Origin of the sequence: Streptomyces sp. NPDC048637 (assembly GCF_040650675.1) — a bacterium.
Lineage (GTDB): Bacteria > Actinomycetota > Actinomycetes > Streptomycetales > Streptomycetaceae > Streptomyces.
Window position 1 is genome coordinate 32,822 of the sequence record NZ_JBEZHQ010000036.1, and the last position, 21,916, is coordinate 54,737.

Below are 21,916 nucleotides of genomic sequence, written 5' to 3' on the forward strand. Positions count from 1 at the left end.
CGGCAGCCTCGCCTGCGGCCGGGCGGGCCCGCGGGCGCCCGGCCGGTCCGCTGCGCGCTCTCCCCGCTACAGCCACCCGTTCCGCCGCGCCGCCCGCACCGCCTCCATGCGGTTGCGGGTGCCGGTCTTGCCGATGGCCGCGGAGAGGTAGTTGCGGACAGTGGCCTGGGAGAGGTGGAGCCGGCCGGCGATATCGGCGACCGTGGCGCCGTCCACGGCGGCGGTGAGGACATCGCGCTCCCGCTGGGTCAGCGGATTGGGGCCGGCGCTCAGTGCCGCCGCGGCGAGGCCGGGGTCGATGACCCGCTCGCCGGCCAGCACCCGGCGGATCGCCGCCGCCAGCTCCTCCACCGGGCCGTCCTTCACCAGGAAACCGGACGCTCCGGCCTCCATGGCGCGGCGCAGATAGCCGGGGCGGCCGAAGGTCGTCACTATCAGCACCTTGCAGGACGGCAGGTGTTCGCGCAGATCGGCCGCGGCGTCCAGGCCGCTGCGTCCGGGGAGTTCGATGTCCAGGAGGGCGATATCGGGACGGGTGTCGAGGGCGGCGGCGACGATCCGGTCGCCCGCCGCGACCTGCGCCACGACCTCCATATCCGCTTCCAGGTCGAGCAGCAGCGCCAGCGCGCCCCGCATCATTCCCTGGTCCTCCGCCAGCAGGACCTTGATCACCTGGCCCGCTCCTCCGCATCCGCCCTGTCGTCCGTGCCGGCCGGGAGTTCGGCCGTGACCCGGAAGCCGTGCCGGCCGTCCGGGCCGCTGTGCAGTGTCCCGCCCGCCGCGGCCAGGCGCTCGGCCAGTCCCTTCAAACCGGTGCCGCCGACCGGCCCCGACCGGCCGGGCGTCGCCGCACTGCCCGCACCGCCGGTGCCGTCCGCGGGGGCCGGGCCGCGGGTGCCGTCCGCGCCGTCCGCACCGCCGGTGCCGTCCGCAGTGGGTATGCCGTCCGCCTCCCGGCCGCCGTCCACGTCGCTGGCGCTGCCGGTGCCGGTGCCGGGCATCCGGTCGCGGAGCCAGGCCAGGCCGGGGGCCGGGGCAGTACCGGAGCTTACGGGACCACGGCCGTCGTCCGTGATCGTCAGCCGCACCCGTTCCTCGTCGGCGTGTACCGCGATCTCGCAGCGGGTGGCGCGGCTGTGCCGGACGGTGTTGGTGACGCCCTCGCGGACCACCCAGCCCAGCAGCGCCCCGGCCTGCGGGGGCAGCGGCGGCCCGGCCTGGCGTACGACGGGCTCGATGCCGGCCGCCTCCAGCGCGGAACGGGCCCGGTCCAGCTCGGTGGTCAGACCGCCCTCGCGATAGCCGCTGACCGCCTCGCGGATCTCGGTCAGCGCCTGCCGGCCGACCGCCTCGATATCGGCGGCCTGGGCGAGCGCCGCGTCCAGATTGCGCGGCGCCAGCCGGCGGACCGCCTCGGCCTTGACCACCACCACGGACAGGGTGTGCCCCAGCAGGTCGTGCAGATCGCGGGAGAAGCGCAGCCGCTCCTTCTCGACGGCGCTGCGGGCGAGTTCCTGGCGGGTGGCGTTCAGTTTCTGGATGGCGTCGAACAGGCTCAGGACCGTGGCCGTCACGATGCCGGACAGGAAGGTGCCGTACCCGATGCCGAACGAGCCCCACGGGTCGTCGTCGTGCCGGCCGGCCAGAAATCCGGCCGCCCCGCTGAGTGCGATCAGCCAGAGGGCGAGCTTCTTGCCGCGCAGCGCACGGACCGTGCCGGAGGCCAGTGACAGCAGCGGGAAGAACAGGAACCAGTGGCCGCCGAACCCGATCGTGATGGCGAAGGTGATGGCGGTCAGTATCCCCAGGGCGTACAGCGGACGGCGGGAGTGCCGCAACCGCGGGTTGAAGGAGGACCAGACGACGGAGATGTAGAAGGAGTTGAAGGCGAGCAGCCCGAGACCGGCCAGCCAGGGGTTGCCGCTCTTGCCCTGGATGGTGTTGGAGATGGCGCCCATGCCCATCAGAAGCCAGGGCAGGAAGGCGTACTTGCCCGGCCCGTTGTCCGGCTTCTTGCCCGGCCGCCCGGTCCGGCAGGAGTCCTTGGTGCCGTCCGCGCCGCCGGGACTCTTCTCGCCCGCGGTCCGATGCTTCGTGTGCTGCACTGTCGCTTCCCAGGTCTGCGCCATCGCCGGTCACACTGTTCGTGCGGCACGACGGTACGCGTACACCGCGTATCCGCCGAAGAGTGCCAGCCAGAAGGCCAGCACCGCTACTGATCCCAGGCCCGGTGCGCTGCCGTCGGTGACGCTCCGGCCGAGCTCGGCGAAGCGGTTGCCTGGCGTCCACAAGGACAGCGAGCGCAGCCAGCCGGGGAACAGCTCGGCCGGGAACCACAGACCGCCGATGATCGACAGCAGCAGCATGCAGCCCGTGTTGACCACACCGGTGGACTGCGCGGACAGGCGGTAGCCGTTGCCGAGGCCGAGCAGGGTGAAGGGGGCGGTGCCGATCCACAGCAGCCCGGCCAGCGCGGCCCACTGCCAGGCCGGCATCCGCACGCCGTTGACCAGCGCGCCCACCAGCAGCACGGAGGCGAGGGCCGGCAGCACCGTCACCGAGCCGGTCAGCCCGCGGCCCACCACCACCCGCAGGGGGCTCAGCGGGGTGATGCGCAGCTGGCGCAGCCAGCCCAGCTGCTTGTCCTCGGCGACACCGGTGCCGGTGCCGATCGCCGCGCCCAGCGCGCCGTACGCGGCCATGCCGACCATCGAAGTGATCTTCCACTCCGGGTCGGCGCCGCCCGGTCCCCCGCCGATGTTGGTCATCAGCAGATACATCAGCACCGGCATCCCGATACCGAAGAGGACAAAGCCCCGGTCGCGGAGGGTGCGGCGGACTTCGAGACGGAGGTAGTCGAGCATCACACGATCTCCTTCGCGGACCAGGCGCCGGCGGCGAGTGCCGCCGCAGCAGGGGCGGCTTCGCCGGAGGTGAGTGCGAGGAACGCGTCCTCCAGGCTGGCGGGGGTGACCTGCAGTCCGCGGACGAGCCCGAGCCCGGTCAGCGCCATGACCGTCGCGTCGGAGTCCGTCGTCCGCAGCAGGGCGCGGTCGCCGCGTATCTCCACGGCGCTCACGCCGGGCAGTCCGGACAGCGGTCCGGTGGCCGCGCCCGCGAGGTCGAAGGAGACCCGCGAGCCGCCGGCCCGCCGCTTGATCGCCGCGCCGCTGCCGTCGGCGACCACCCGGCCGCCGTCGATCACCACGATCCGGTCGGCGTGCTCATCCGCCTCCTCCAGATAGTGGGTGGAGAACAGGACGGTGTGGCCGCGGCGGGCATAGGTCCGCATCGAGCGCCAGAAGGCGCGGCGCGCCTCGACGTCCAGCGCCGCGGTCGGCTCGTCGAGCACCAGCAGCTGGGGGTTGCCGGCCAGCGCCACCGCGAAGCGGACCCGCTGGGCCTGCCCGCCGGACAGCCGGTCCACCCGCCGCCCGCCGAAGTCTTCGAGGCCGGCCAGTTCCAGGGCCTCGGTGACGTCCATGGGGTGGGGGTAGGTGGCGGCGACGAAGGTGATCAGTTCGCGGACGGTGACCCGCGGAATGGCCTTGCCGTCCTGCAGCATGGCGCCCACCCGGCCCGCCCGCACCGCCGACTCCGGCGGACCGCCGAACAGCCGGACCGTCCCTGAGCTGGGCGGCAGCAGCCCCAGCAGCATGTTGAGGGTGGTGGATTTCCCCGCGCCGTTGCGCCCGAGCAGCGCCACCGTCTCGCCCGCCGCTATCTCCAGCTCCAGTCCGTCCACGGCCCGCATCGCGCCATAACTCCGTGTCACCCCGGAGAATCCCACCGCTGCGGCGCCGTGCGCCCTTTCCGCCGTGCTGCCGGGCCTTGTCGTCTCTGGCATGCCCATCCTGTCTCTCGTCTGCATGCCTTCGACGTTACGGAGCGTGGCCGGGCCGCGGCAGAGGCGAATGTCGATGATCCCCCCTGACAAATGTCATGGGTCCGCGCAACGAAGGTGAGGGTCCGCGCAACGAAGGTGGTGGATCGGGGCTACGGCGGTGGTGGATCCGCGCGACGACGGTGGTGGATCCCGGCGACGAAGGTGGTGGGCCCGTGCTTTGCGCGTCATGGCCCGCGCGTCATGCCCTGCGCGTCATGGTCCGCGCGTCATGGTCCGCGCGTCATGGCCCGCGCGGCGTGGGCCATGGGGTCGTGCGGCGCAGGCCGACGTGTGCGTGGCCCGTGCGGCGCAGGCCGACGTCTGCGTGGGCCGCGCGGCGCATGTCAGGGGCCGGGGCCGGGAGGGTCTCGGCCGTCCGCGGGACCCGTATCTGACAATGCGTCAGAGGGCTTCCGGGTATCGGACGGATCGGCTATACATGAGAGCCATCGGCTAGAACGCGTTCTAGAAGTGTGTCCTGTGTGCTGTCGGAGCGCGGCCGCGCCGACCAGAAACGACCCCGGCACGGTCGACGGTGCGGACGGCCGGGCCGGGGTCTTCCCTCGTGGTGAAGGAGCAAGCAGCCCCATGCCCATCGACGCCGCCAAGGCCACCTCCGCCGAGCCGCGGACCACCGAACTCGCCTGGGACCACAAGGACGTCCAGCTCTACCACCTCGGCATCGGCGCCGGTGCGGCCACCCCGGAGAAGCCCCACCCCGCCACCGACCCGGACGAACTGCGCTACACCCTGGAGAGCGCACTGCACGTCCTGCCCAGCTTCGCCACCGTCGCGGGCGGCGGGATGGCGCTGGCCGGGGGGCTCTCCGCACCCGGCATCGACGTCGACCTCGCGGCGGTCCTGCACGGCGGCCAGACCGTCACCGTGCACCGCCCCCTCCCGGTACGCGGCCGCGCCACCCAGACCTCATCCGTGCCCGCCGTCCACGACAAGGGCAAGGCCGCCGTCATCGTGCTGCGCTCCGAGGTCGCCGACGACGACGGACCCCTGTGGACCTGTGACACCCAGATCTTCGTCCGCGGCGAGGGCGGCTTCGGCGGCGACCGCGGTCCCTCCGCCCGCCTCGAATTCCCCGACCGCGCCCCCGATCTGAGCACCGAACGCCATATCCGCGCGGACCAGGCGCTGCTCTACCGCCTCTCCGGCGACTGGAATCCGCTCCACGCCGACCCCGAGTTCGCCAAGCTCGCCGGCTTCGACCGGCCGATCCTGCACGGGCTGTGCACCTACGGGGTGACGCTCAAGGCCGTCGTCGACACGGTGCTCGGCGGCGATGTCGCGCGGGTGCGGTCGTACACGACCCGTTTCGCCGGTGTGGTCTTCCCCGGGGAGACGCTGCGGATCCGGCAGTGGCGCGAGCCGGGCCGGGTCCAGGTGTCGGTCACCGCGGCCGACCGGGACGAGGCGCCGGTGCTGGCGGACACCGTGGTGGAGCACAGCTAGGGGGATGCACCCTGAGGCCGATCCCATAGACAGCCTTGCCGGTCCGGGCGGGGGCTGGAGTGTCGTCCGTACGAGAGGAGCCGTGACATGCGCGCAGCCGTACAGCACGAGACAGGGCAGGACAAGCTCGAAGTCCTCGACGACATCGAGGCGGTGGGGTTTGGCCCCGGCAAGGTCAGGATCCGGATCCGGGCGACCGGACTGTGCCACTCCGACCTCTCGGCGATGAACGGGGTGCTGCCGCAGCCCGCGCCCTTCGTCCCCGGGCACGAGGGCGCCGGTGAGATCCTCGACGTCGGCGACGGCGTCACCGGACTCGCCCAGGGAGACCGCGTTCTGATGTGCTGGCTGCCCGCCTGCGGCAGCTGTCCGTCCTGCCGGCGCGGCCAGACCCATCTCTGCCTGGCCGGATTCATGAACGCCGGCACGCCCAACTTCCGGCGCCCCGGCGGGGATGTCTTCGGCTTCGCCGGCACCGGCACCTTCACCGAGGAGGTCGTGGTCGCCGCCCACTGCGCGGTCCCGATTCCGGACGACGTCCCGTACGAGATCGCCGCGCTGATCGGCTGCGGTGTCACCACCGGGCTGGGCGCGGCGATCAACACCGCCAAGGTGGCGGCCGCTTCCTCGGTGGCGGTGATCGGCTGCGGCGGTGTCGGTATCTCCGTCATCCAGGGCGCGAAGGCCTGTGGCGCGGCCCAGATCATCGCCGTCGACCCGGTGCCCGCCCGCCGGGAGGCCGCGCTGCGCTTCGGCGCGACCGAGGCCGTCGCCCCGGAGGAGTTCGCCGACGCCAAGGCCCGGATCACCGCGGGGGAGGGCTTCGACTATGTCTTCGAGGTGGTCGGCAAGTCCGCCACCGCCCGTACCGCCTACGAGATGACCCGGCGCGGCGGCACCCTGTGTGTGGTCGGCGCGGGTGCCATGGACGACACCTTCCAGGTCAATATGTTCGAGCTCTTCTTCGACGAGAAGCGGATCCTGCCGTCCCTGTACGGCGGCGGGGATGCGCTGCGCTCCTACGAGCGGGCCATCGCCCTGTGGCGGGCGGGCCGGATCGACCTCGAAGGCCTGATCACCCATCGCGTCCAGCTCGCCGAGATCAATGACGCGCTCGACCAGATGCGCTCCGGCACCGCGCTGCGCACCTGCATAGAGATCTGACGCCCACCGTTCACCCCTCGCAGCGCACCGCACCGCACCGCGTGCCGCGACCACTGGAGAGGACAGGAATGGCACAGCCACTGGAGGGCCTGACCGCGATCGTCACCGGCGCCGGGCGCGGTCTGGGCCGCGCCGAGGCCCTCGAACTCGCCCGCCTCGGCGCACAGGTCGTGGTCAACGACTACGGGCAGCCGGGCCGCGACGGTTCCGGCGAGGCCTCCGCGGCGCCCGCCGAGGACGTCGTCGCCGAGATCCGCGCCGCGGGCGGCACCGCCGTCGCCCACCTCGGTGATGTCGCCGATCACGCACAGGCCCGCGCGCTGGTGCGGCTGGCGGTCGAGACCTACGGAAAGCTCGACATCCTGGTCAACAACGCGGGCATCCTGCGCGACCGGATGGTGTTCTCGATGACCGAGGACGAGTGGGACTCGGTCATCCGCGTGCATCTCAAGGGCCACTTCAACACCACCCACTTCGCCGCGGCGCACTGGCGCGAGCGCGCCAAGGCGGCCGGCGGCCCGGTCCACGGGCGGATCGTGAACACCTCCTCCGAGGCGTTCCTCGCGGGCTCGGCGGGTCAGCCCAACTACGCCGCGGCCAAGGGCGGCATCGTCGGCCTGACGACCTCCACGGCGCTGGCACTGGGCAAATACGGGGTGACCGCCAACGCGATCTGCCCACGCGCCCGCACCCGTATGACCGAGGACGTCTTCAGCGGCTTCCAGGAGCCCACGGACGGGCGGCTGGATGCGCTCGCGCCCGACCATGTCGCACCGCTCGTCGGCTATCTCGCCTCACCGGCCGCGGCCCGGGTCAACGGCCAGCTGCTGGTCGTCCACGGCGGCATGGTCGCCATCGCCGAACGCCCGCGGATCGCCGCCAAGTTCGACACCACGAAGGAAGTCTTCAGCTTCGAGGAGCTCGATGATCTGCTGACGCCGTATTACGCACAGCGCCCGCCGGACGAGACCTTCGCGGCGGCCGAGGTGCTGAGCCTCAAGCACGGCTGAACCGACGCGGACCACGCACAACGGCCGTGGCCGCCGGCCGCGTCCAGCGGTGCGGCGGCCACGGCCTCCCGCGCGGTCCGGCGGTGGGGGCGCGCCGGACCGGCGCTATGCGTCCTGCGTCTGCTTGTCCCGGCGGTGCCGGCCATGAGGGGTGGAGCCGGACTCCTCCGCGGCGGCCGGGCCACGGTGCCTGCCGGAGCTTGCGGCCGCGGCGGCCTGGGCGGATGCCTCCTGAGGGCGCGCCTGGGTCGTGTCGGTTCGGGCTTCGGACATGAAAAGGGTCACTCCGTCAGTTCGCTTACAGCTGTACGCGTCGGGACCTCGCCCGACGACCGCCACGGCTGCTCCCGAGCGGCACTGCCGGTGGCCGGTCAACCGGCTGCGCAGCCCCCGCCCGAAATTCTAACGGGGCCGGAAATCACGCTCCACCGGGTCTGCCGGGCCGCCAGAGGTGCCTCTTGCAAGGGAACTGGCCTGCACATTTGGGGATGTCCGGGGGTGTGCTGCGGTTCCGCGTCCGTGTCCTGAGGTTGTGCAGATGCTGTGGAGCGGTTGTCGGTTTCCCCTGCATCCGGGACAATCCCCCCGCCGCTTTCGGCACCGTCCCCGGAGGGCGGCTCCTCCGCCAGTGCCATGGGTTCCATGGGTTCCACCGGCGCCATGGGTTCCACCGGCCGTGGCGGTTCCACCGGCTCGGACGGCTCCACCGGTTCCACCGGCCGGTGCGGCCCCCTCAACCCCGCGGCCCATGTCGGCTCCGCCTGCCCCGCGGTCCGCGTCCGCGCCAGCTGCCTCACCGGCCCCATGGGCCCCATGGGCCCGATGGGCAGCACCGGTTCCACAGGCCGCACCGGCCGCCCCGACCCCACCCCCTCCACCGTTTCCCCCGGCACCGTCATCCGCGCCACCCCGCACGGCTCCGCCTCCGTCGCGTACGGCAGCTGCAGTTCGCCGGCCGCCGTCCACAGGCCGGTCCCCGCCAGCCAGCCCTCCGGGGCCGGGTACTGCCGCAACTGCCGCCCCGAGGGCCGCCAGACGCCCAGCCAGGTGCCGCTCGCCGCGGCCATCCGGAACGCCACTGCACAGCTCTCCGGCGCCAGCATCTGCCCCGGTTGCACCGCGAACGGCGTGACCGTCCCGCCCGTGGGCCGCAGGCACTCCGGGAAGCGCACCGGCAGGCTGCTGCCCAGGACGCCCCAGCCCAGCCGGTCGTGCCCCGGGGCGTCCGAGCGCACGAGCAGCAGCCCGCTGTCCGGATCGGCCAGCAGCAGCCGGTCGTTGCTCTCCTCGGTGATCTGCAGCAGCAGGCCGGTCTCGCCGCCCCGCTCCAGATCGACCATCACGGTCTTGGTCCGGCCGTCCAACTCCCGGTCCAGCGCCAGCAGTCGGCCGCAGCGGTCCAGCCACACACCGCCCGTGCAGCGCCCCGGGATCCGGGTGACCCGCTCCGGCCCGTTCGCCCCGCCGTGCACCAGCCACAGCGTGGTGTGGTCCGCCCCGGGCGCAAGGGCGTACGCGAGGGTCCCGCCGGGGGTGGGCGGCAGCAGGGTCAGCCGAGGGGCTGCCACGGCGCCCAGCAGGAGTTCGCCGGTGCCGGGGCCCGCCGGGTAGAGCAGGGAGACGGCGAAGCGGTCGGCGACCCGGCGCAGGATCAGCACCCGTCCGTCCGTGAGCGGCAGCAGTGCGCTGTCCGGCTCCTCGGGCTGGGTGCCCTGCAGCGGCACGGCGTATGGCTCGGGGCCGCTCAGCGTCCAGCGCTCCGGAAACCAGCTTCCGTCGGCGTCGTCGTGCCGGGCGAGCCGGGCGCCGTACGAGCCGTCGGCGGCGATCGTCAGGCGCCCGGCGTGCGGGCCGGCCGGCGCCATGGTGTCCTCAGTGGCACAGATCGTCATCGAGTGGTCACCTCCAGTCGGCAACCGAAGCTAGTTTTCGCACTTCCAGCCGAACGCTGCAAGTTGTCGCACTTCACGCATAAGGGTGCTAGTTGTCCGGTTCGCCGGTGCCGGGCGGGGTGGTTGTGCTCCGGGTTCTCTCACTCCATCAAACGCCCCCCGAGGCGGACCGGAGGACTTCAGGGCCTCCCGCCGGGGCGTGGTGGCCGCCGCGTGCGCTATTCTTTAATTGCTCAGTCAGTTAATTAATGGAGTGGGGTGCGGGATGCCACGAACGGCCGACCCAACGCTGCACGCGCGGCGGCGAGAGGCGATCCTCGCCGCAGCCAGCCGCCTCTTCGGGGTACAGGGATTCGAGTCGACGACGGTCGCGCAGATCGCGTCGGCCGCCGGGCTCAGCTCAGGCAGCGTCTTCTACTACTTCGCCGACAAACAGGCCCTCTTCCGCGCGGTCTTCGAGCAGGATCTCCCGCGCGCGGAGGCGCTCATCGCCCGTCACGAGGGGGCCGACGACCCCCTCGCCGCCGTCCTCGACGCCGTGACCGAGCTGGCCGCGGAGGCCGAGGACCCGGGCGCCTCGGGCATGGTCGTCGAGCTGCTGCGTCGCATCGCGCACGACGCCGAGCTCCTCGACGTCGTCGGCCGCACGTCCCGGGTGGTGCGCGACGGGCTGGCGGGACTCCTCGCACGCGGGATGGAGGCAGGCACCGTCGACCCGGAGCTCGACCCTGCCGAGGCCGCCGCCTGGCTGGAGAACGTGGTGGACGCCGCGTACCTGGGTGCCCGCCCCGACCACTCCCCGCTCCCCGCACTGCGCCGCACCGTCGCGCGCTACCTGGCGCCCGCGGGGACGGACCGAGAGCCCGCGAGGACGGAGCAAGAGAGTGAGAACACCGATGGTCAAGCATGAGCCCCCCGTCACTGCGCGGCTGCCCAAGGCGTGGCTGTGGGCCGTCATCCTGGGCGGGGCCGCGCTCGGCCTCGGCGCCGCGTTCGCCGTGGGCCCGCTCGCCGACTGGATGATCAGCTTCTTCGACGGCGCGCCGGGCCCGTTACGGCTGGCGGCCGCACTGCCGCTCGGGTGGGCCGTGCCGGCGCTGACGCTCGTCGGCGCTGTGATCGGGGCGTTCGTGGCGGGCACCTGGTACAAGGAGAATCCCGTGATCGAGGTGGGTGCCGACAGCGTCGTCGTCCACGACGCCACCGGCGGCTGCCACGTCGAACGAGCCCGTATCGCCGAGGTGTTCACCGACGGCCGCGAGCTGGTGCTTCGCGGTGCCGACGGCCGGGAGCCCGTCCGCACCCGGGTGGACCGCGGCCTCGTGGGCCGTCTGCAGTCCGCGTTCGAGCAGCACAGCTATCCCTGGCGCGGCACCGTCGACCCGCACGAGGCGGATTACACCACCTGGGTCGACAACGGGCCGGGCCTCGACGAGCGTGCCCACACGTTGCTGCGGATGCGGCAGCGGGCGCTCGCCGACGACCGGACGGGTGCCGCCGACGAGGCGCGCGAGGACCTGCGGACGCTCGGCATCAGCGTGCGGGACCGGGGTAAGGCCCAGCAGTACCGCAAGGGGTGAGGCGCCTGTCGGCGGTCGACCAGTGGACAGTACGGGGGGTGTCGTGGCGGGCCTCCACCGCCCGCCTCGCCTCCCCCTCTACCAGGTCCATGCTGACCATGGCTCCGGCACGACGGACGGACCTTCGGGGGCGTCGCCGTCCGCGTTGCCAGCGCAGCCTCGCGAGGGCCGCCGCGATCTGGTGCAACGACAAGACCGGCGCCCCGACCATGCGATCGATGATCACATTCGATCACTGAACACATCGGACTTACTCGTCCAAGGGGAAGGCGGTGGAGGGGCAGGGGTGGAGGACCCGACGCCATGTCATAGCTGGGAGGTAACCTTCCACCCGTGCCCGTACTGTCTGAAGTCCTCACCGCGCTCGACGCCCTCTGGCCCCCCGAGCGGGCCGAAGGGTGGGACGCCGTCGGCACGGTCTGCGGAGATCCCGGCGCCGAGGTCCGTCGTGTGCTGTTCGCCGTCGACCCGGTCCAGGAGATCGTCGACGAGGCGGTGAAGCTCGGCGCCGACCTCCTCGTCACCCACCATCCGCTCTATCTGCGCGGTACGACGACGGTCGCGGCCTCGACCTTCAAGGGCAAGGTCGTGCACACCCTCATCAAGCACGACATCGCCCTGCATGTCGCGCACACCAACGCCGACACCGCCGACCCCGGTGTCTCCGACGCCCTGGCCGGCGCCCTGGACCTGCGCATCGTCGGCCCCCTGGTCCCGGACCCGAGCGATCCGGCGGGCCGCCGCGGCCTGGGCCGGATCTGCGAGCTGCCGCACCCGATGACGCTGGCCGACCTCGCCGCCTACGCCGCCGACCGGCTGCCCGCCACCGCGCAGGGCATCCGGGCGGCCGGCGACCCGGAGCGCGAGATCCGGACCCTCGCCGTCTCCGGCGGCTCCGGCGACAGCCTCTTCGATGACGTACGGGCGGCCGGTGTGGATGCGTTCCTCACCGCCGACCTGCGCCACCACCCGGCCTCCGAGGCCACCCAGAAGAGCCCGCTGGCGCTGCTCGACGCCGCCCACTGGGCCACCGAATGGCCGTGGTGCGAGCAGGCCGCGGCCCAGCTCGACGCGGTCTCCGACCGGTACGACTGGGGACTGCGGACGCATGTCTCCCGTACGGTCACCGACCCCTGGACCGCCCACGCGGCGTCCACCCGACTCGCCACCCCGACGCACACCACAGGAGCCCCACGCTGAACGCCGCGCCCGCCGACCAGATCCGCCTCCTCGACGTCCAGGCCCTGGACGTGAGGCTCACCCAGCTCGCCCACCGGGGCAACAACCTCCCCGAGCTGGCCGAGCTGCAGACCCTGGAGGCCGACCTCATCCAGCAGCGCGACCTGCTCGTCGCCGCCCAGACCGAGGAGAGCGACACCAGCCGCGAGCAGACCAAGGCCGAGCAGGACGTGGACCAGGTGCGCCAGCGCGCCGCCCGCGACCAGAAGCGCCTGGACTCCGGTGCCGTCACCTCCCCCAAGGACCTGGAGAGCCTCCAGCGCGAACTGGCCTCGCTGGCCAAGCGCCAGGCCGATCTGGAGGACGTCGTCCTGGAGATCATGGAGCGCCGGGAGGCCGCCCAGGAGCGGGTCACCGAGCTCACCTCCCGGGTCGAGGCCATCCAGGCCAAGGTCGATGACGCCGCCGCGCGCCGGGACGCCGCCTATGCCGAGATCGACGCCGAGCGCGCGACGGTCGCCAAGGAGCGCGAGCTGACCGTTGCCGACATCCCGGCCGATCTGCTCAAGCTCTACGACAAGATCCGCACCAAGGAGGGCGGCGTCGGCGCGGCCCGCCTCTACCAGCGCCGCTGCGAGGGCTGCCGGCTGGAGCTGAACATCACCGAGGTCAACGACGTGCGCGCGGCCGCCGCCGACGCCGTCCTGCGCTGCGAGAACTGCAGCCGCATCCTGGTCCGCACGCCCGACTCGGGTCTGTAGGCCGTGGCACGCACGCTGATCGTCGAGGCGGACGGCGGCTCCCGGGGCAACCCGGGGCCGGCCGGCTACGGTGCGGTCGTCCTCGACCCGGAGACCGGCGAGGCGCTGGCCGAGGCCGCCGAGTTCATCGGCACCGCGACCAACAACGTCGCCGAGTACAAGGGGCTGGTGGCCGGTCTGCGGGCGGCGTGCGCCCTCGATCCGCAGGCGTGCGTCCGGGTGCGGATGGACTCCAAGCTCGTCGTCGAGCAGATGTCCGGGCGCTGGAAGATCAAGCACCCGGACATGAAGCCGCTGGCCGCCGAGGCCGCGTCGGTCTTCCCGCCCGACCGGGTGACGTACGAGTGGATCCCCCGCGCGCAGAACAAGCACGCCGACCGGCTCGCCAACGAGGCGATGGACGCCGGGAAGATCGGCAAGCAGTGGGAGCCGCGCGACTCCAGGGCGGCGCTCGCCACCGCCGCCGCGCCCGCCCGCAGCGCCGCCGCCCGCGCCGCCGACGAGGCCGCGGAGACGGCGGAGGCGGCGGACGCGGCGCCGAGTGCCCCGCCGGCCGGCTGGGGCGCCCCCGACCTCGGCCCGCCCGCGACCTTCGTCCTGCTGCGGCACGGCGAGACCGCGCTGACGCCCGAGAAGCGGTTCTCCGGCAGTGGCGGCAGTGACCCCGAGCTGTCCGCCGCCGGGCGCCGTCAGGCCGAGGCGACCGCCGCCGCGCTCGCGGCCCGGGGCACGATCCAGGCCGTCGTCAGCTCCCCGCTGCGGCGCTGCCGGGAGACCGCCGGGGCGGTCGCGGCCCGGCTCGGTCTGGAGGTCCGTATCGAGGAGGGCCTGCGCGAGACCGACTTCGGCGCGTGGGAGGGGCTGACCTTCGCCGAGGTGCGCGAGCGCTTCCCCGAGGACCTCGACGCCTGGCTCGGCTCCGCCAGGGTGGCGCCCACCGGAGGCGGCGAGTCCTTCGCGGCGGTCGCCCGCCGGGTCGCCGTCGCCCGCGACAAGCTCCTCGCCCGGTACGCGGGCCGGACGGTGCTGCTGGTCACGCATGTGACACCGGTCAAGACGCTGGTCCGGCTGGCGCTGGGCGCCCCGCCGGAGTCGCTGTTCCGGATGGAGCTCTCCGCGGCGTCGCTCTCCGCGGTCGCGTACTTCTCCGACGGCAACGCCTCCGTGCGGCTGCTGAACGACACCTCACATCTGCGGTAGCGGGTCGTCCCGTACGCCCGCCGCATATCCGCCGTACGGCCAAGGGCCCGGCACCTCGGACGACCGAGGTGCCGGGCCCTTGGCCGTACGGCATCCGTCAGGCCGCCAACGCAGCCGCCTCCTGGGCGAGTTGGCGAATCCGGTCCCAGTCCTTCGCGGCCAGCGCGTCGGCCGGCAGCATCCAGGTGCCGCCGACGCAGCCGACGTTGGGCAGCGCCAGATAGGACGGCGCCGACGCCAGGCCGATCCCGCCGGTCGGGCAGAAGCGGGCCTGGGGGAGGGGTGAGGCCAGCGAATGGAGATAGGGGGTGCCACCCGCCGCCTCCGCCGGGAAGAACTTCATCTCGGTGATGCCCTCGTCCAGCAGGGTCACCACCTCCGAGGCCGTCGAGACACCCGGCAGGAACGGCACCCCGGAGTCCTTCATCGCGCCCAGCAGCCGCGGCGACCAGCCGGGGCTCACCAGGAAGCGGGAGCCGGCCACGAGGGCGGCCTCGACCTGCCCGGGGGTGAGCAGGGTGCCCGCGCCGATCACCGCTTCGGGGACCTCCTCGGAGACGGCCCGGATGGCGTCCAGCGCCGCGGGCGTCCGCAGGGTCACCTCGATCGCGGGCAGTCCGCCCGCGACGAGCGCACGGGCGAGCGGTACGGCGTCGGCGGCATCGTGCAGCACGGCGACCGGGATGACGGGGGCGAGCCCGAGGACCGAAGGGGCGGAGGGCGCGGGGGAGGAGGCGGCGCTGGTCACGCCGCCCATAGTGCGCCCGGCCGCCCACTCTCCGCAATGAACGTTGCACATGCTGCAACGGGGGGTCTTATGGTTCCGCGAGAAGGGGGCTGCCCCCGTCTAGAGCTCTGTGACGATCACATCGACGGCCCACGCCTTGCCGCCCTTCGCGGGAGCCTGCGCCTCCACCGCGTAACCCAGCTCCCGCAGCGCCGCCACCAGCTCCGCCGGACCGTCCGGATCGAGCCCCGCCGACAGCAGATCCCGTACCAGCCGCCCCTTCGTCGCCTTGTTGAAGTGGCTGACCACCGTCCGCTTCTCCACACCGGCCACGATCTTCGACTGCAGCACCCGCACCGTCGCGGTCCGCCCGGCCGGCTCGCCCTTGGGCTTACATGCCGTCGCATACGCCGCCGACCGCAGATCGAGCACCAGCCCCTCCCCGGCGGCCGCCGGCAGCACCTCGGCCATCGGCGCCCGCCAGTACGCGCCCAGCGCACCCAGACCCGGCAGCTTCACCCCCATCGAGCAGCGGTACGACGGAATCCGGTCGCCGATCCGTACCGCGCCCCACAGCCCCGAGAACACCAGCAGCGACCGCTCGGCCCGCTCCCGCGCCGCCGCGTCCAGCGACGCCAGGCCGAGCGCGTCGTAGAGCACCCCGGTGTAGATCTCCCCGGCCGGCCGGGTCCCCGCCGTCCGCAGCCCCGCGTTCTTGGCGATCTCGCCCTTGAGGCCTTCGCTGAGCCCGAGCACCTCCTGGGCCTTGGTCTCGTCCGCCGCGCACAGCTCGACGAGCTCGTCCAGCACCGTCTCCCGCGCCGCGGTCAGCCCCGGCAGCGACAGCGCACCGGTGTCCACCGGAACACCGGCCTCCGCGGAGGCCTTCCCTTCGGACGGCGGCAACAGCACGAGCACGGTGTTTCTCCTTCACGGCGGTACGGGCGGGGTGCGGCCCCGGGAAAGCGTAGAGCCTGCGGCGGCCGGGCGAAGACCGCGCCGGGCGCCCCGGCACGGCGCGCCGGGAGCGGCCGCCCGCCATACGCTCGATGTCATGCCCCGTCTCCATATGCATGTGACCGACGCAGCCGAGGCCCCGCTGCGGGTCGCGCTGCATGAGCTGCGCGGCAGGCTGGAGATCCCGGACCACTTCCCGCCCACGGCACAGGCCGAGGCGGAGAGCGCGGCCCGCGCCCCGCGGATCCCCGCCGCCGATGGCGCCGTGGCGACCGAGCACACCCTGGAGGACGCCACCGACCTCCCCCTCTTCACCCTCGACCCGCCCGGCTCCCTCGACCTCGACCAGGCGATGTTCCTGTCCCGCCGCCCGGCGCCGCCCGGATCGAAGGCCAGGGGCGGCTACCGCGTCCACTACGCCATCGCCGATGTCGCCTCCTTCGTGACCCCCGGCGGGGCCCTGGACGCCGAGGCCCACCACCGTGTGAATACCCTCTACTTCCCCGACGAGCGGGTCCCGCTGCACCCGTACGTGCTGAGCGAGGGCGCCGCCAGCCTGCTGCCCGACCGGGACCGCCCGGCCGTCCTGTGGCAGCTCGACCTCGACGCGGACGGCGCCCTGACCGGCACCTCCGTACGCCGCGCCCTGGTCCGCTCGCGCGCCAAGCTCGACTACGCGGGCGTCCAGCGGATCCTCGACGACCACACGGCCGAGGAACCCCTCGCCCTGCTGCGCGAGATCGGACAGCTGCGGGAGGAGAGGGAGAACGCCCGGGGCGCGATATCCCTGAACGTCCCCGAGCAGGAGATCGTCGAGCAGGACGGCTGCTACACCCTCGAATACCGCGCTCCCCTCCCGGCCTACGCCTGGAACGCGCAGATCTCCCTGCTCACCGGCATGGCCGCGGCCGAGCTGATGCTGGCCTCCGGCACCGGCATCCTCCGTACGCTGCCCTCCGCCCCCGACGGCTCGGTCGCCCGGCTCCGGCTGACCGCCCGCGCGCTCGGCGTCGACTGGCCCCATCACACCTCGTACGCGGCGCTGATCCGCACCCTCGACCCGCGCCGCGCCACCCACGCCGCCTTCCTCCAGGAGTGCACCGCCCTGCTGCGTGGCGCCGGCTACACCGTTTTCGACGGCACCGCGCCCCCTGCCTCCGAGGCCCTGCACGCCGCCGTCGCCGCCCCCTACGCGCACGCCACCGCCCCGCTGCGGCGCCTGGCCGACCGCTACACCTCCGAGCTGTGCCTGGCGGCCTCGGCCGGTGCCGCACCGCCCGAGTGGGTCCGTTCCGCGCTGCCCGCGCTGCCCCGGGAGATGGCGCTGGGCACCCAGCGCGCCAACCAGGTGGAGCGGGCCTGCGTCGACCTCGTCGAGGCGGCGCTGCTGCGCGACCGGGTCGGCGAGATCTTCGAGGCCCTGGTCGTCGAGATCCAGGAGAAGGACCCCACCCACGGCACCGTCCACCTCTACGACCCGGCCGTCATCGGCACCGTCGAAACCGCCCCGGAAGGCCCCGCGCTGCCCCTCGGCCACCGCATCCCGGTCCGCCTCACCGAGGCCGAACCGGGCCACCACCCGGTCCGCTTCACCCCTGCCTGACCGGGGTCCCGCCCGCTTCCGGGGCCCGGCCCGCTTCCGGGGCCCGGCCCGCTTCCGGGGCCCCGTCCCCGCCCGGCACCGTCAGCCGCGCCCGTACGGCCGCGACCGCCGCCCGTGCCTCATCGGCGTGGAAGCGCACCGTACGGATCGTCTCCCGCTGCCCCAACAGCCGGACGGTCACCACCGGTTCGGACAGCTGGACGGTGACCGAGGTCTGCCCCCCGACCGCCAGCTCGGCCACGTCGCCGTTCTTGTCCCGCTCCTTGGTGAACCGGAGGTCGTAGTGCACGGAGGCGATCCGCTCCAGCGGGATCCGTATCTCCCGGCGCGCGCCGTCCCGCAGCCACAGCGCATCCGTCCCCAGCACATGCGGCCGGGTGACCGCCGCCGCCTGGAGCCCCAGCACCGTCAGCACCGTGTACACATCGACGAACAGCATCACCTCGTGCACCACCGCTTTACCGGCGAGCAGCACGCCGAGCCCGACCGTCTCCACCCCGCACACGAACGCCAGCCCGTAGACGAGCGCTGCCTGCGCCCCCGCGTACCCCAGGGCCTGCTCACCCGGCGCCACCCCGATCCGCCGCCGGGCCACCCACCAGCCCAGGCTCATCAGCCACCGCCCCTCATGGGCGGCCAGCCGGCGCAGCGCGGTGCCCCGGCTCATTGCGCACGCTCCGCGACCAGCTGGATCGCCCGGCGTACGGCCCGCGCCTGCGCGGGCGCGAAGTGCGCGTAGTACGCCGCCAGGAAACCGCCGTCCGACTCCGCGCCCGGCCCGGCCGCCCGCTCCCACTGCTCCCTGTCGACCTCCGCGATCACCGCGTCCGGAATGCAGTCGGCGAGCGCCTGCGCGGCCTCCGTCACCCGCGGATCGTCCGGCCCGGCGTCCACCAGCGCATCGAGCAACCCGTACACCTCGTACGTGCGCTCGGCCGCCCCCGGCGCCATGGTCGCCCCGATCATCTCCACCATCCGCTTGTTCCCCTCCTCCCCGCCCATCGACTCGAGCAGCGCCAGCACCTCCCGCTCCTTCGCCGCCATGGCGGGCTCCGGACCCGGCCGTGCGGCCGAGGTACGCGCCATCTCGGCGAAGAGGGCCGCCAGTTCGTCCGACACGGGGCCCTCGGCAGGCAGTCCGCCGTGCTCCTCGGCCTGCCGCCGCACGGCGGCCAGCCGGGCCCGCCGCACCCGGAGCTCCTCCTCCTGCCGGGCCAGATCCGCGTCCAGCGAGTCCAGCACCTCGTGCAGCTCGCGCCCCGCGTCGTCGGCGAGGACGTCCCGCACCTCGTCCAGCCCGAGTCCCAGCTCCGTCAGCCGGCGCACCCGCGCGAGCGCGACCGCGTCCCGCAGCCCGTAGTCCCGGTAGCCGTTGGCCCGCCGTTCCGGCTCGGGCAGCAGTCCGAGATGGTGGTAATGGCGTACGGCACGGGTGCTGATGCCGATCAGACCTGCAAGCTCACCGATTCTCATGCGCTCAGTAGAAACGTTGCCGCTGCGACAAGGTCAAGGCCGTTTCCGGCGCAGCGCGCAGCGCGCAGCGCGCAGGGCGCAGGGCGCAGGACCAGGACGCAGGGCGCACGGCCAGGGTGGGGGAACGGGCCTGGCCGGGACCGGCGCCCCCTACGGGTAGCATGGTCGGCACGGCGGACGAGCCGGCCGGACGGCCGCGTGGGGATCTCACGATCCTCCCGAGGAACGTCCGGGCTCCACAGGGCAGGGTGGTGGGTAACGCCCACCCGGGGTGACCCGCGGGACAGTGCCACAGAAAGCAAACCGCCGGAGGCTTCGGTCTCCGGTAAGGGTGAAACGGTGGTGTAAGAGACCACCAGCCTCCGAGGTGACTCGGAGGGCTAGGTAAACCCCACCCGGAGCAAGGTCAAGAGGGGGCATCGGCTGATGCCCCTGCGCGGACGACCGAGGGCTGCCCGCCCGAGTCCGCGGGTAGACCGCACGAGGCTGCCGGCAACGACAGCCCTAGATGGATGGCCGTCTCCCCCCGGCCCGCAAGGACCGGGGGCGACAGAACCCGGCGTACAGGCCGACTCGTCCGCCGCCACCTGGGACTTTGCCTTGGAAGGGACCCCTGACCTGCGTCGGGGGTCCTTTCTGCTCTTCTAAGATCGCTGGCGCGCTACTGCAGGCGGCCTTGCCTGCGGCGCGAGGTGGCATGGGAACTTGAGGCGGTGTTCTCGGAGTCCGCTCCGTTGCCGGCCGCCGCCTACGGGGTCGGTGACGGACATTGCCGGGCAGCCGCGGCCGGTGCCGCCGGTCTTGCTCTTCGCAGAGGCAGATGCCGACTTCGAGGTGGTCGACGACGCAGCGGGTGCCGGGCAGCACGGGTGCTCCAGGATCTTGGGTAAAAGTTTCCTCCTGGAGTTCACAGTGACGGTCTGCCCGGACTCATATCTCTTGACGGGCCTCCCCCGGCCCCCCCGTCCATACGAAGAGGGGACGCACATGGATCTGACCACGGTCACTGTCGGCATCATCTCGATCATCGTCGCCAAGTCCTTTGCCTTGCTCGGCTTGTGGATGCTTCTGCGCTGGCGGGTACGGCGCGAGCAAATCCGATGCGAGCACCTCACCAGTGCCGTCGAGGCTGTCGCCACCGGAGGTCAGCTGGAGTTCGACGAGCAGCAGGGTGGCCTCCGCTTGAAGATCACCTGTCCCCCGACCGGAAGGAAGCATCAGGCAGCGTGAGGGACCATGATCCGGCCAGTGGCGCCGACATCCCACCCACCCCATCAACCCCCCGTCGCGAAGCCTTCGACATGCGCAGCCGTGCACGTATCGCGGCGGACGAGGAGTTTTCGGACTTCTACCGCAGTAACATCCGCAAACTGGTTGGCTTCCTGGTCAACCATGGCGCCGGGGTGACTGTCGCAGCGGACTTGGCCCAAGACACGATGTTCAAGGCGTACCGGCGCTGGTCCGAGATCAAACAGCCGCTGGCATGGGTCCATACAGTCGCCTCCCGCGCGTTAGTCCGCAAAATTGCCGACGTCCAAGAAGAACCCGTCGAGCAAGTCCCTGAGCCCACATCGCTGTTGCCCCGCCCGGATGCAGTCACAGAATGGGAAGTCCGGCACGACACGCTAGGCATGCTGAGCGGCCTGCCGCCACGGCAACGCCAGGTGCTGGCCTGGACGCTGAGTGGCTACACCCCCTCTGAGATAGCCCAGCAACTGCACCTGTCTTCCGATGCGGTGCGCGCGAGCCTCAAGAAAGCCCGCCGTACGGTCACCGTCTACATCAAGGAACGGGAGGAGGAGCAATGACCGACCACCACGACAATGAAGCGGACCGTCGGCTCGACCAGCACAAGCGCGCACTCCTGGATGACCTCGGTGCCGTACTCGACATCGAAGCCGGCCTCCGTGAGATCCTTCTCCAGTCACGCCACGACACTCTCCTGAGTGACCTTGGCACCATCCTTGACGTCGAAGCCGGCTTGTCCGCCATCCTTCCTCCGGCGACCCCACCCCTGCCAGCCATTCGGCCAGACACGAAGGCGGCCTGGGAGGGCTCCACTGCCGCGGAGCGGTTCTTCCTGTCTGTCAGTCCACAGGTCCGCGTAGCGCTACGTGTCCACCCCGACGTCATAGCCGCATGCCGCCTCCTTGAACGCGCTCGCGATCTCGACCAAAGCCTCGACCACGGTCTCGTCCTCGCCCGACTCCTTACTTTCGACCGCGACCTCGCCGCCGATCTCGCCCGCGCCCTCGACCTCGCCCTCGCCCGCGCCCGCGACCTCGCCCTTCATCTCGATCTCGACCGCGACCGCACGCTCGCTCTCGCTCGGGCCCGTGATCTGGCCCGTATCCTCGACCGTCTTCACGACCTCGCCCTGGTCCTCGTCGCGGACCTCGACCGTGACTTCGACCGCGCCGTCGTCCATGTGCTCGGCCAATTCCTCAGCCGCGTTCGTGACCTCAGCCACGACTTTGTCGACATCTGCATCACCGAGGTGCGGCGATGCATTGCAGGGGGACTTGACCGAGACCTGCCAGTTCTCAATGAGGACGAACTCAATGCCTTCCTGGATGACTTCACCACAACCGATCTGCGCACCGCCGACCTGGATGGCATCGACCTGGGTGGTGTCCGTTGGTCGGAACTCGGAACTCGGTGGCCGGCGGCGGTGGACATCGAAGGCCTCAAGACCCGATCCGAGGAAGCCCCTCCAGGAAGCGGAATTTACGTGGTCCGGTCGGGAACGGCGTCGATGCGTGGCCTGGTAGGGCTGCTGTAGGCGAGTAGCCCACGGTCCATGTCAACGCGCTGCAGTACTTCACAAGCCATTCGCCGGCACGTCAGCGGATTGCCGGGCCGGGGCAGACGCGCGGCTGTAGCCGCAAAGCTGCCGTACGCCCACGGACGTATGGCCGTTCAGCGCAGCATGACGGAGAACTGCCCGACACGGTCCGCGATGAACGAGATTTTCGTGACCCGAACCCCCGTGGGCGGTTGGGGGGAGAATCAACCAGCGA

The 21,916-nt window shown here is 72.3% G+C and carries 22 protein-coding genes and 1 other RNA gene; 13 read left to right on the forward strand and 10 right to left on the reverse strand.

Annotation, left to right across the window (positions count from 1 at the left end; genetic code table 11):
- Nucleotides 1–66: 66 nt before the first annotated feature.
- The 4 genes from AB0C46_RS31955 to AB0C46_RS31970 all read right to left on the reverse strand — a co-directional run bounded on the left by AB0C46_RS31955 (nucleotide 67) and on the right by AB0C46_RS31970 (nucleotide 3,754).
- Complete coding sequence (locus AB0C46_RS31955) at nucleotides 67–672, reverse strand: response regulator transcription factor (RefSeq protein WP_362832118.1); 606 nt, start codon at nucleotides 670–672, stop codon at nucleotides 67–69.
- Nucleotides 669–1,964 (reverse strand): histidine kinase, encoded by a 1,296-nt coding sequence (locus tag AB0C46_RS31960; RefSeq protein WP_362832181.1) that lies wholly within the window; start codon nucleotides 1,962–1,964, stop codon nucleotides 669–671. Before AB0C46_RS31960 ends, AB0C46_RS31955 begins: the two co-directional genes overlap by 4 nt.
- Nucleotides 1,965–2,135: 171 nt before the next feature.
- Nucleotides 2,136–2,864, reverse strand: a complete 729-nt coding sequence (locus AB0C46_RS31965) for an ABC transporter permease (RefSeq protein WP_362832119.1) — start codon at nucleotides 2,862–2,864, stop codon at nucleotides 2,136–2,138.
- Nucleotides 2,864–3,754, reverse strand: a complete 891-nt coding sequence (locus AB0C46_RS31970; RefSeq protein ID WP_362832182.1) for an ABC transporter ATP-binding protein — start codon at nucleotides 3,752–3,754, stop codon at nucleotides 2,864–2,866. The genes AB0C46_RS31965 and AB0C46_RS31970 overlap by 1 nt, the downstream gene beginning before the upstream one ends.
- Nucleotides 3,755–4,474: 720 nt before the next feature.
- Between AB0C46_RS31970 and AB0C46_RS31975 the strand changes: the two genes are divergently transcribed.
- The 3 genes from AB0C46_RS31975 to AB0C46_RS31985 all read left to right on the forward strand — a co-directional run bounded on the left by AB0C46_RS31975 (nucleotide 4,475) and on the right by AB0C46_RS31985 (nucleotide 7,524).
- On the forward strand, nucleotides 4,475–5,350 hold the full coding sequence (locus tag AB0C46_RS31975) for a MaoC/PaaZ C-terminal domain-containing protein (RefSeq protein WP_362832121.1): 876 nt from the start codon (nucleotides 4,475–4,477) through the stop codon (nucleotides 5,348–5,350).
- 87 nt (nucleotides 5,351–5,437) lie between these two features.
- Nucleotides 5,438–6,514 (forward strand): Zn-dependent alcohol dehydrogenase, encoded by a 1,077-nt coding sequence (locus tag AB0C46_RS31980; RefSeq protein WP_362832122.1) that lies wholly within the window; start codon nucleotides 5,438–5,440, stop codon nucleotides 6,512–6,514.
- Between the two features lie 68 nt (nucleotides 6,515–6,582).
- Nucleotides 6,583–7,524, forward strand: a complete 942-nt coding sequence (locus AB0C46_RS31985) for a 3-oxoacyl-ACP reductase (protein WP_362832123.1) — start codon at nucleotides 6,583–6,585, stop codon at nucleotides 7,522–7,524.
- Nucleotides 7,525–7,629: 105 nt separating this feature from the next.
- Here AB0C46_RS31985 and AB0C46_RS31990 read toward each other — a convergent pair whose 3' ends face one another.
- Both AB0C46_RS31990 and AB0C46_RS31995 read right to left on the reverse strand, forming a co-directional pair.
- A complete protein-coding gene (locus AB0C46_RS31990; RefSeq protein ID WP_362832124.1) occupies nucleotides 7,630–7,797 on the reverse strand; it encodes a hypothetical protein in 168 nt (55 codons plus the stop codon).
- 98 nt (nucleotides 7,798–7,895) lie between these two features.
- On the reverse strand, nucleotides 7,896–9,416 hold the full coding sequence (locus AB0C46_RS31995; protein WP_362832125.1) for a hypothetical protein: 1,521 nt from the start codon (nucleotides 9,414–9,416) through the stop codon (nucleotides 7,896–7,898).
- A gap of 265 nt (nucleotides 9,417–9,681) precedes the next feature.
- Between AB0C46_RS31995 and AB0C46_RS32000 the strand changes: the two genes are divergently transcribed.
- From AB0C46_RS32000 to AB0C46_RS32020, 5 genes are all read left to right on the forward strand, one after another.
- Entirely contained in the window at nucleotides 9,682–10,326 is a 645-nt protein-coding gene (locus AB0C46_RS32000; protein WP_362832126.1) for a TetR/AcrR family transcriptional regulator, read from the forward strand.
- Nucleotides 10,313–10,996, forward strand: a complete 684-nt coding sequence (locus AB0C46_RS32005; RefSeq protein WP_362832127.1) for a hypothetical protein — start codon at nucleotides 10,313–10,315, stop codon at nucleotides 10,994–10,996. The genes AB0C46_RS32000 and AB0C46_RS32005 overlap by 14 nt, the downstream gene beginning before the upstream one ends.
- Before the next feature lie 333 nt (nucleotides 10,997–11,329).
- Complete coding sequence (locus tag AB0C46_RS32010; protein ID WP_362832128.1) at nucleotides 11,330–12,196, forward strand: Nif3-like dinuclear metal center hexameric protein; 867 nt, start codon at nucleotides 11,330–11,332, stop codon at nucleotides 12,194–12,196.
- Complete coding sequence (locus tag AB0C46_RS32015) at nucleotides 12,193–12,936, forward strand: C4-type zinc ribbon domain-containing protein (RefSeq protein WP_362832183.1); 744 nt, start codon at nucleotides 12,193–12,195, stop codon at nucleotides 12,934–12,936. The genes AB0C46_RS32010 and AB0C46_RS32015 overlap by 4 nt, the downstream gene beginning before the upstream one ends.
- A gap of 3 nt (nucleotides 12,937–12,939) precedes the next feature.
- Nucleotides 12,940–14,136 carry a bifunctional RNase H/acid phosphatase gene (locus AB0C46_RS32020; protein ID WP_362832130.1) on the forward strand — a complete coding sequence of 399 codons (1,197 nt, stop codon included), beginning with the start codon at nucleotides 12,940–12,942 and terminating at the stop codon, nucleotides 14,134–14,136.
- Nucleotides 14,137–14,233: 97 nt separating this feature from the next.
- Here the strand turns inward: AB0C46_RS32020 and eda are convergent, their stop codons facing one another.
- On the reverse strand, nucleotides 14,234–14,893 hold the full coding sequence (gene eda, locus AB0C46_RS32025; protein WP_362832184.1) for a bifunctional 4-hydroxy-2-oxoglutarate aldolase/2-dehydro-3-deoxy-phosphogluconate aldolase: 660 nt from the start codon (nucleotides 14,891–14,893) through the stop codon (nucleotides 14,234–14,236).
- 90 nt (nucleotides 14,894–14,983) lie between these two features.
- Complete coding sequence (yaaA, locus tag AB0C46_RS32030) at nucleotides 14,984–15,781, reverse strand: peroxide stress protein YaaA (protein ID WP_362832132.1); 798 nt, start codon at nucleotides 15,779–15,781, stop codon at nucleotides 14,984–14,986.
- A 136-nt stretch (nucleotides 15,782–15,917) separates the two neighbouring features.
- On the opposite strand from yaaA, the gene AB0C46_RS32035 reads away from it, so the two are divergent.
- Nucleotides 15,918–17,423, forward strand: a complete 1,506-nt coding sequence (locus tag AB0C46_RS32035; protein ID WP_362832133.1) for an RNB domain-containing ribonuclease — start codon at nucleotides 15,918–15,920, stop codon at nucleotides 17,421–17,423.
- Here the strand turns inward: AB0C46_RS32035 and AB0C46_RS32040 are convergent.
- Together AB0C46_RS32040 and AB0C46_RS32045 are read right to left on the reverse strand one after the other, a co-directional pair.
- On the reverse strand, nucleotides 17,410–18,090 hold the full coding sequence (locus AB0C46_RS32040; protein WP_362832135.1) for a hypothetical protein: 681 nt from the start codon (nucleotides 18,088–18,090) through the stop codon (nucleotides 17,410–17,412). The two genes, AB0C46_RS32035 and AB0C46_RS32040, sit on opposite strands and share 14 nt — an antisense overlap.
- Nucleotides 18,087–18,896 carry a MerR family transcriptional regulator gene (locus tag AB0C46_RS32045; protein WP_362832136.1) on the reverse strand — a complete coding sequence of 270 codons (810 nt, stop codon included), beginning with the start codon at nucleotides 18,894–18,896 and terminating at the stop codon, nucleotides 18,087–18,089. The genes AB0C46_RS32040 and AB0C46_RS32045 overlap by 4 nt, the downstream gene beginning before the upstream one ends.
- Before the next feature lie 178 nt (nucleotides 18,897–19,074).
- Between AB0C46_RS32045 and rnpB the strand changes: the two genes are divergently transcribed.
- From rnpB to AB0C46_RS32065, 4 genes are all read left to right on the forward strand, one after another.
- Nucleotides 19,075–19,476: RNase P RNA component class A (gene rnpB / locus AB0C46_RS32050), an RNA gene on the forward strand.
- A 407-nt stretch (nucleotides 19,477–19,883) separates the two neighbouring features.
- Nucleotides 19,884–20,126, forward strand: coding sequence for a hypothetical protein (locus AB0C46_RS32055; RefSeq protein ID WP_362832137.1), 243 nt, complete (start codon nucleotides 19,884–19,886; stop codon nucleotides 20,124–20,126).
- The gene (locus tag AB0C46_RS32060; RefSeq protein ID WP_362832139.1) at nucleotides 20,123–20,704 is read left to right on the forward strand and encodes a sigma-70 family RNA polymerase sigma factor; all 582 of its coding nucleotides are present in this window, start codon (nucleotides 20,123–20,125) and stop codon (nucleotides 20,702–20,704) included. Before AB0C46_RS32055 ends, AB0C46_RS32060 begins: the two co-directional genes overlap by 4 nt.
- A complete protein-coding gene (locus tag AB0C46_RS32065; RefSeq protein WP_362832140.1) occupies nucleotides 20,701–21,678 on the forward strand; it encodes a hypothetical protein in 978 nt (325 codons plus the stop codon). The genes AB0C46_RS32060 and AB0C46_RS32065 overlap by 4 nt, the downstream gene beginning before the upstream one ends.
- Nucleotides 21,679–21,916: the final 238 nt, after the last annotated feature.

Coding starts and splice junctions, on each gene's coding strand:
- AB0C46_RS32055 (WP_362832137.1), top strand. CDS start 19,884: ATGGATCTGACCACGGTCACTGTCGGCATCATCTCGATCATCGTCGCC.
- AB0C46_RS32005 (WP_362832127.1), top strand. CDS start 10,313: ATGGTCAAGCATGAGCCCCCCGTCACTGCGCGGCTGCCCAAGGCGTGG.
- AB0C46_RS32065 (WP_362832140.1), top strand. CDS start 20,701: ATGACCGACCACCACGACAATGAAGCGGACCGTCGGCTCGACCAGCAC.
- AB0C46_RS32035 (WP_362832133.1), top strand. CDS start 15,918: ATGCCCCGTCTCCATATGCATGTGACCGACGCAGCCGAGGCCCCGCTG.
- AB0C46_RS32045 (WP_362832136.1), bottom strand. CDS start 18,896: ATGAGAATCGGTGAGCTTGCAGGTCTGATCGGCATCAGCACCCGTGCC.
- AB0C46_RS32040 (WP_362832135.1), bottom strand. CDS start 18,090: ATGAGCCGGGGCACCGCGCTGCGCCGGCTGGCCGCCCATGAGGGGCGG.
- AB0C46_RS31965 (WP_362832119.1), bottom strand. CDS start 2,864: ATGCTCGACTACCTCCGTCTCGAAGTCCGCCGCACCCTCCGCGACCGG.
- AB0C46_RS31985 (WP_362832123.1), top strand. CDS start 6,583: ATGGCACAGCCACTGGAGGGCCTGACCGCGATCGTCACCGGCGCCGGG.
- AB0C46_RS31995 (WP_362832125.1), bottom strand. CDS start 9,416: ATGACGATCTGTGCCACTGAGGACACCATGGCGCCGGCCGGCCCGCAC.
- AB0C46_RS31980 (WP_362832122.1), top strand. CDS start 5,438: ATGCGCGCAGCCGTACAGCACGAGACAGGGCAGGACAAGCTCGAAGTC.
- AB0C46_RS32000 (WP_362832126.1), top strand. CDS start 9,682: ATGCCACGAACGGCCGACCCAACGCTGCACGCGCGGCGGCGAGAGGCG.
- AB0C46_RS31990 (WP_362832124.1), bottom strand. CDS start 7,797: ATGTCCGAAGCCCGAACCGACACGACCCAGGCGCGCCCTCAGGAGGCA.
- AB0C46_RS31960 (WP_362832181.1), bottom strand. CDS start 1,964: ATGGGCATGGGCGCCATCTCCAACACCATCCAGGGCAAGAGCGGCAAC.
- eda (WP_362832184.1), bottom strand. CDS start 14,893: ATGGGCGGCGTGACCAGCGCCGCCTCCTCCCCCGCGCCCTCCGCCCCT.
- AB0C46_RS31970 (WP_362832182.1), bottom strand. CDS start 3,754: ATGCGGGCCGTGGACGGACTGGAGCTGGAGATAGCGGCGGGCGAGACG.
- AB0C46_RS31975 (WP_362832121.1), top strand. CDS start 4,475: ATGCCCATCGACGCCGCCAAGGCCACCTCCGCCGAGCCGCGGACCACC.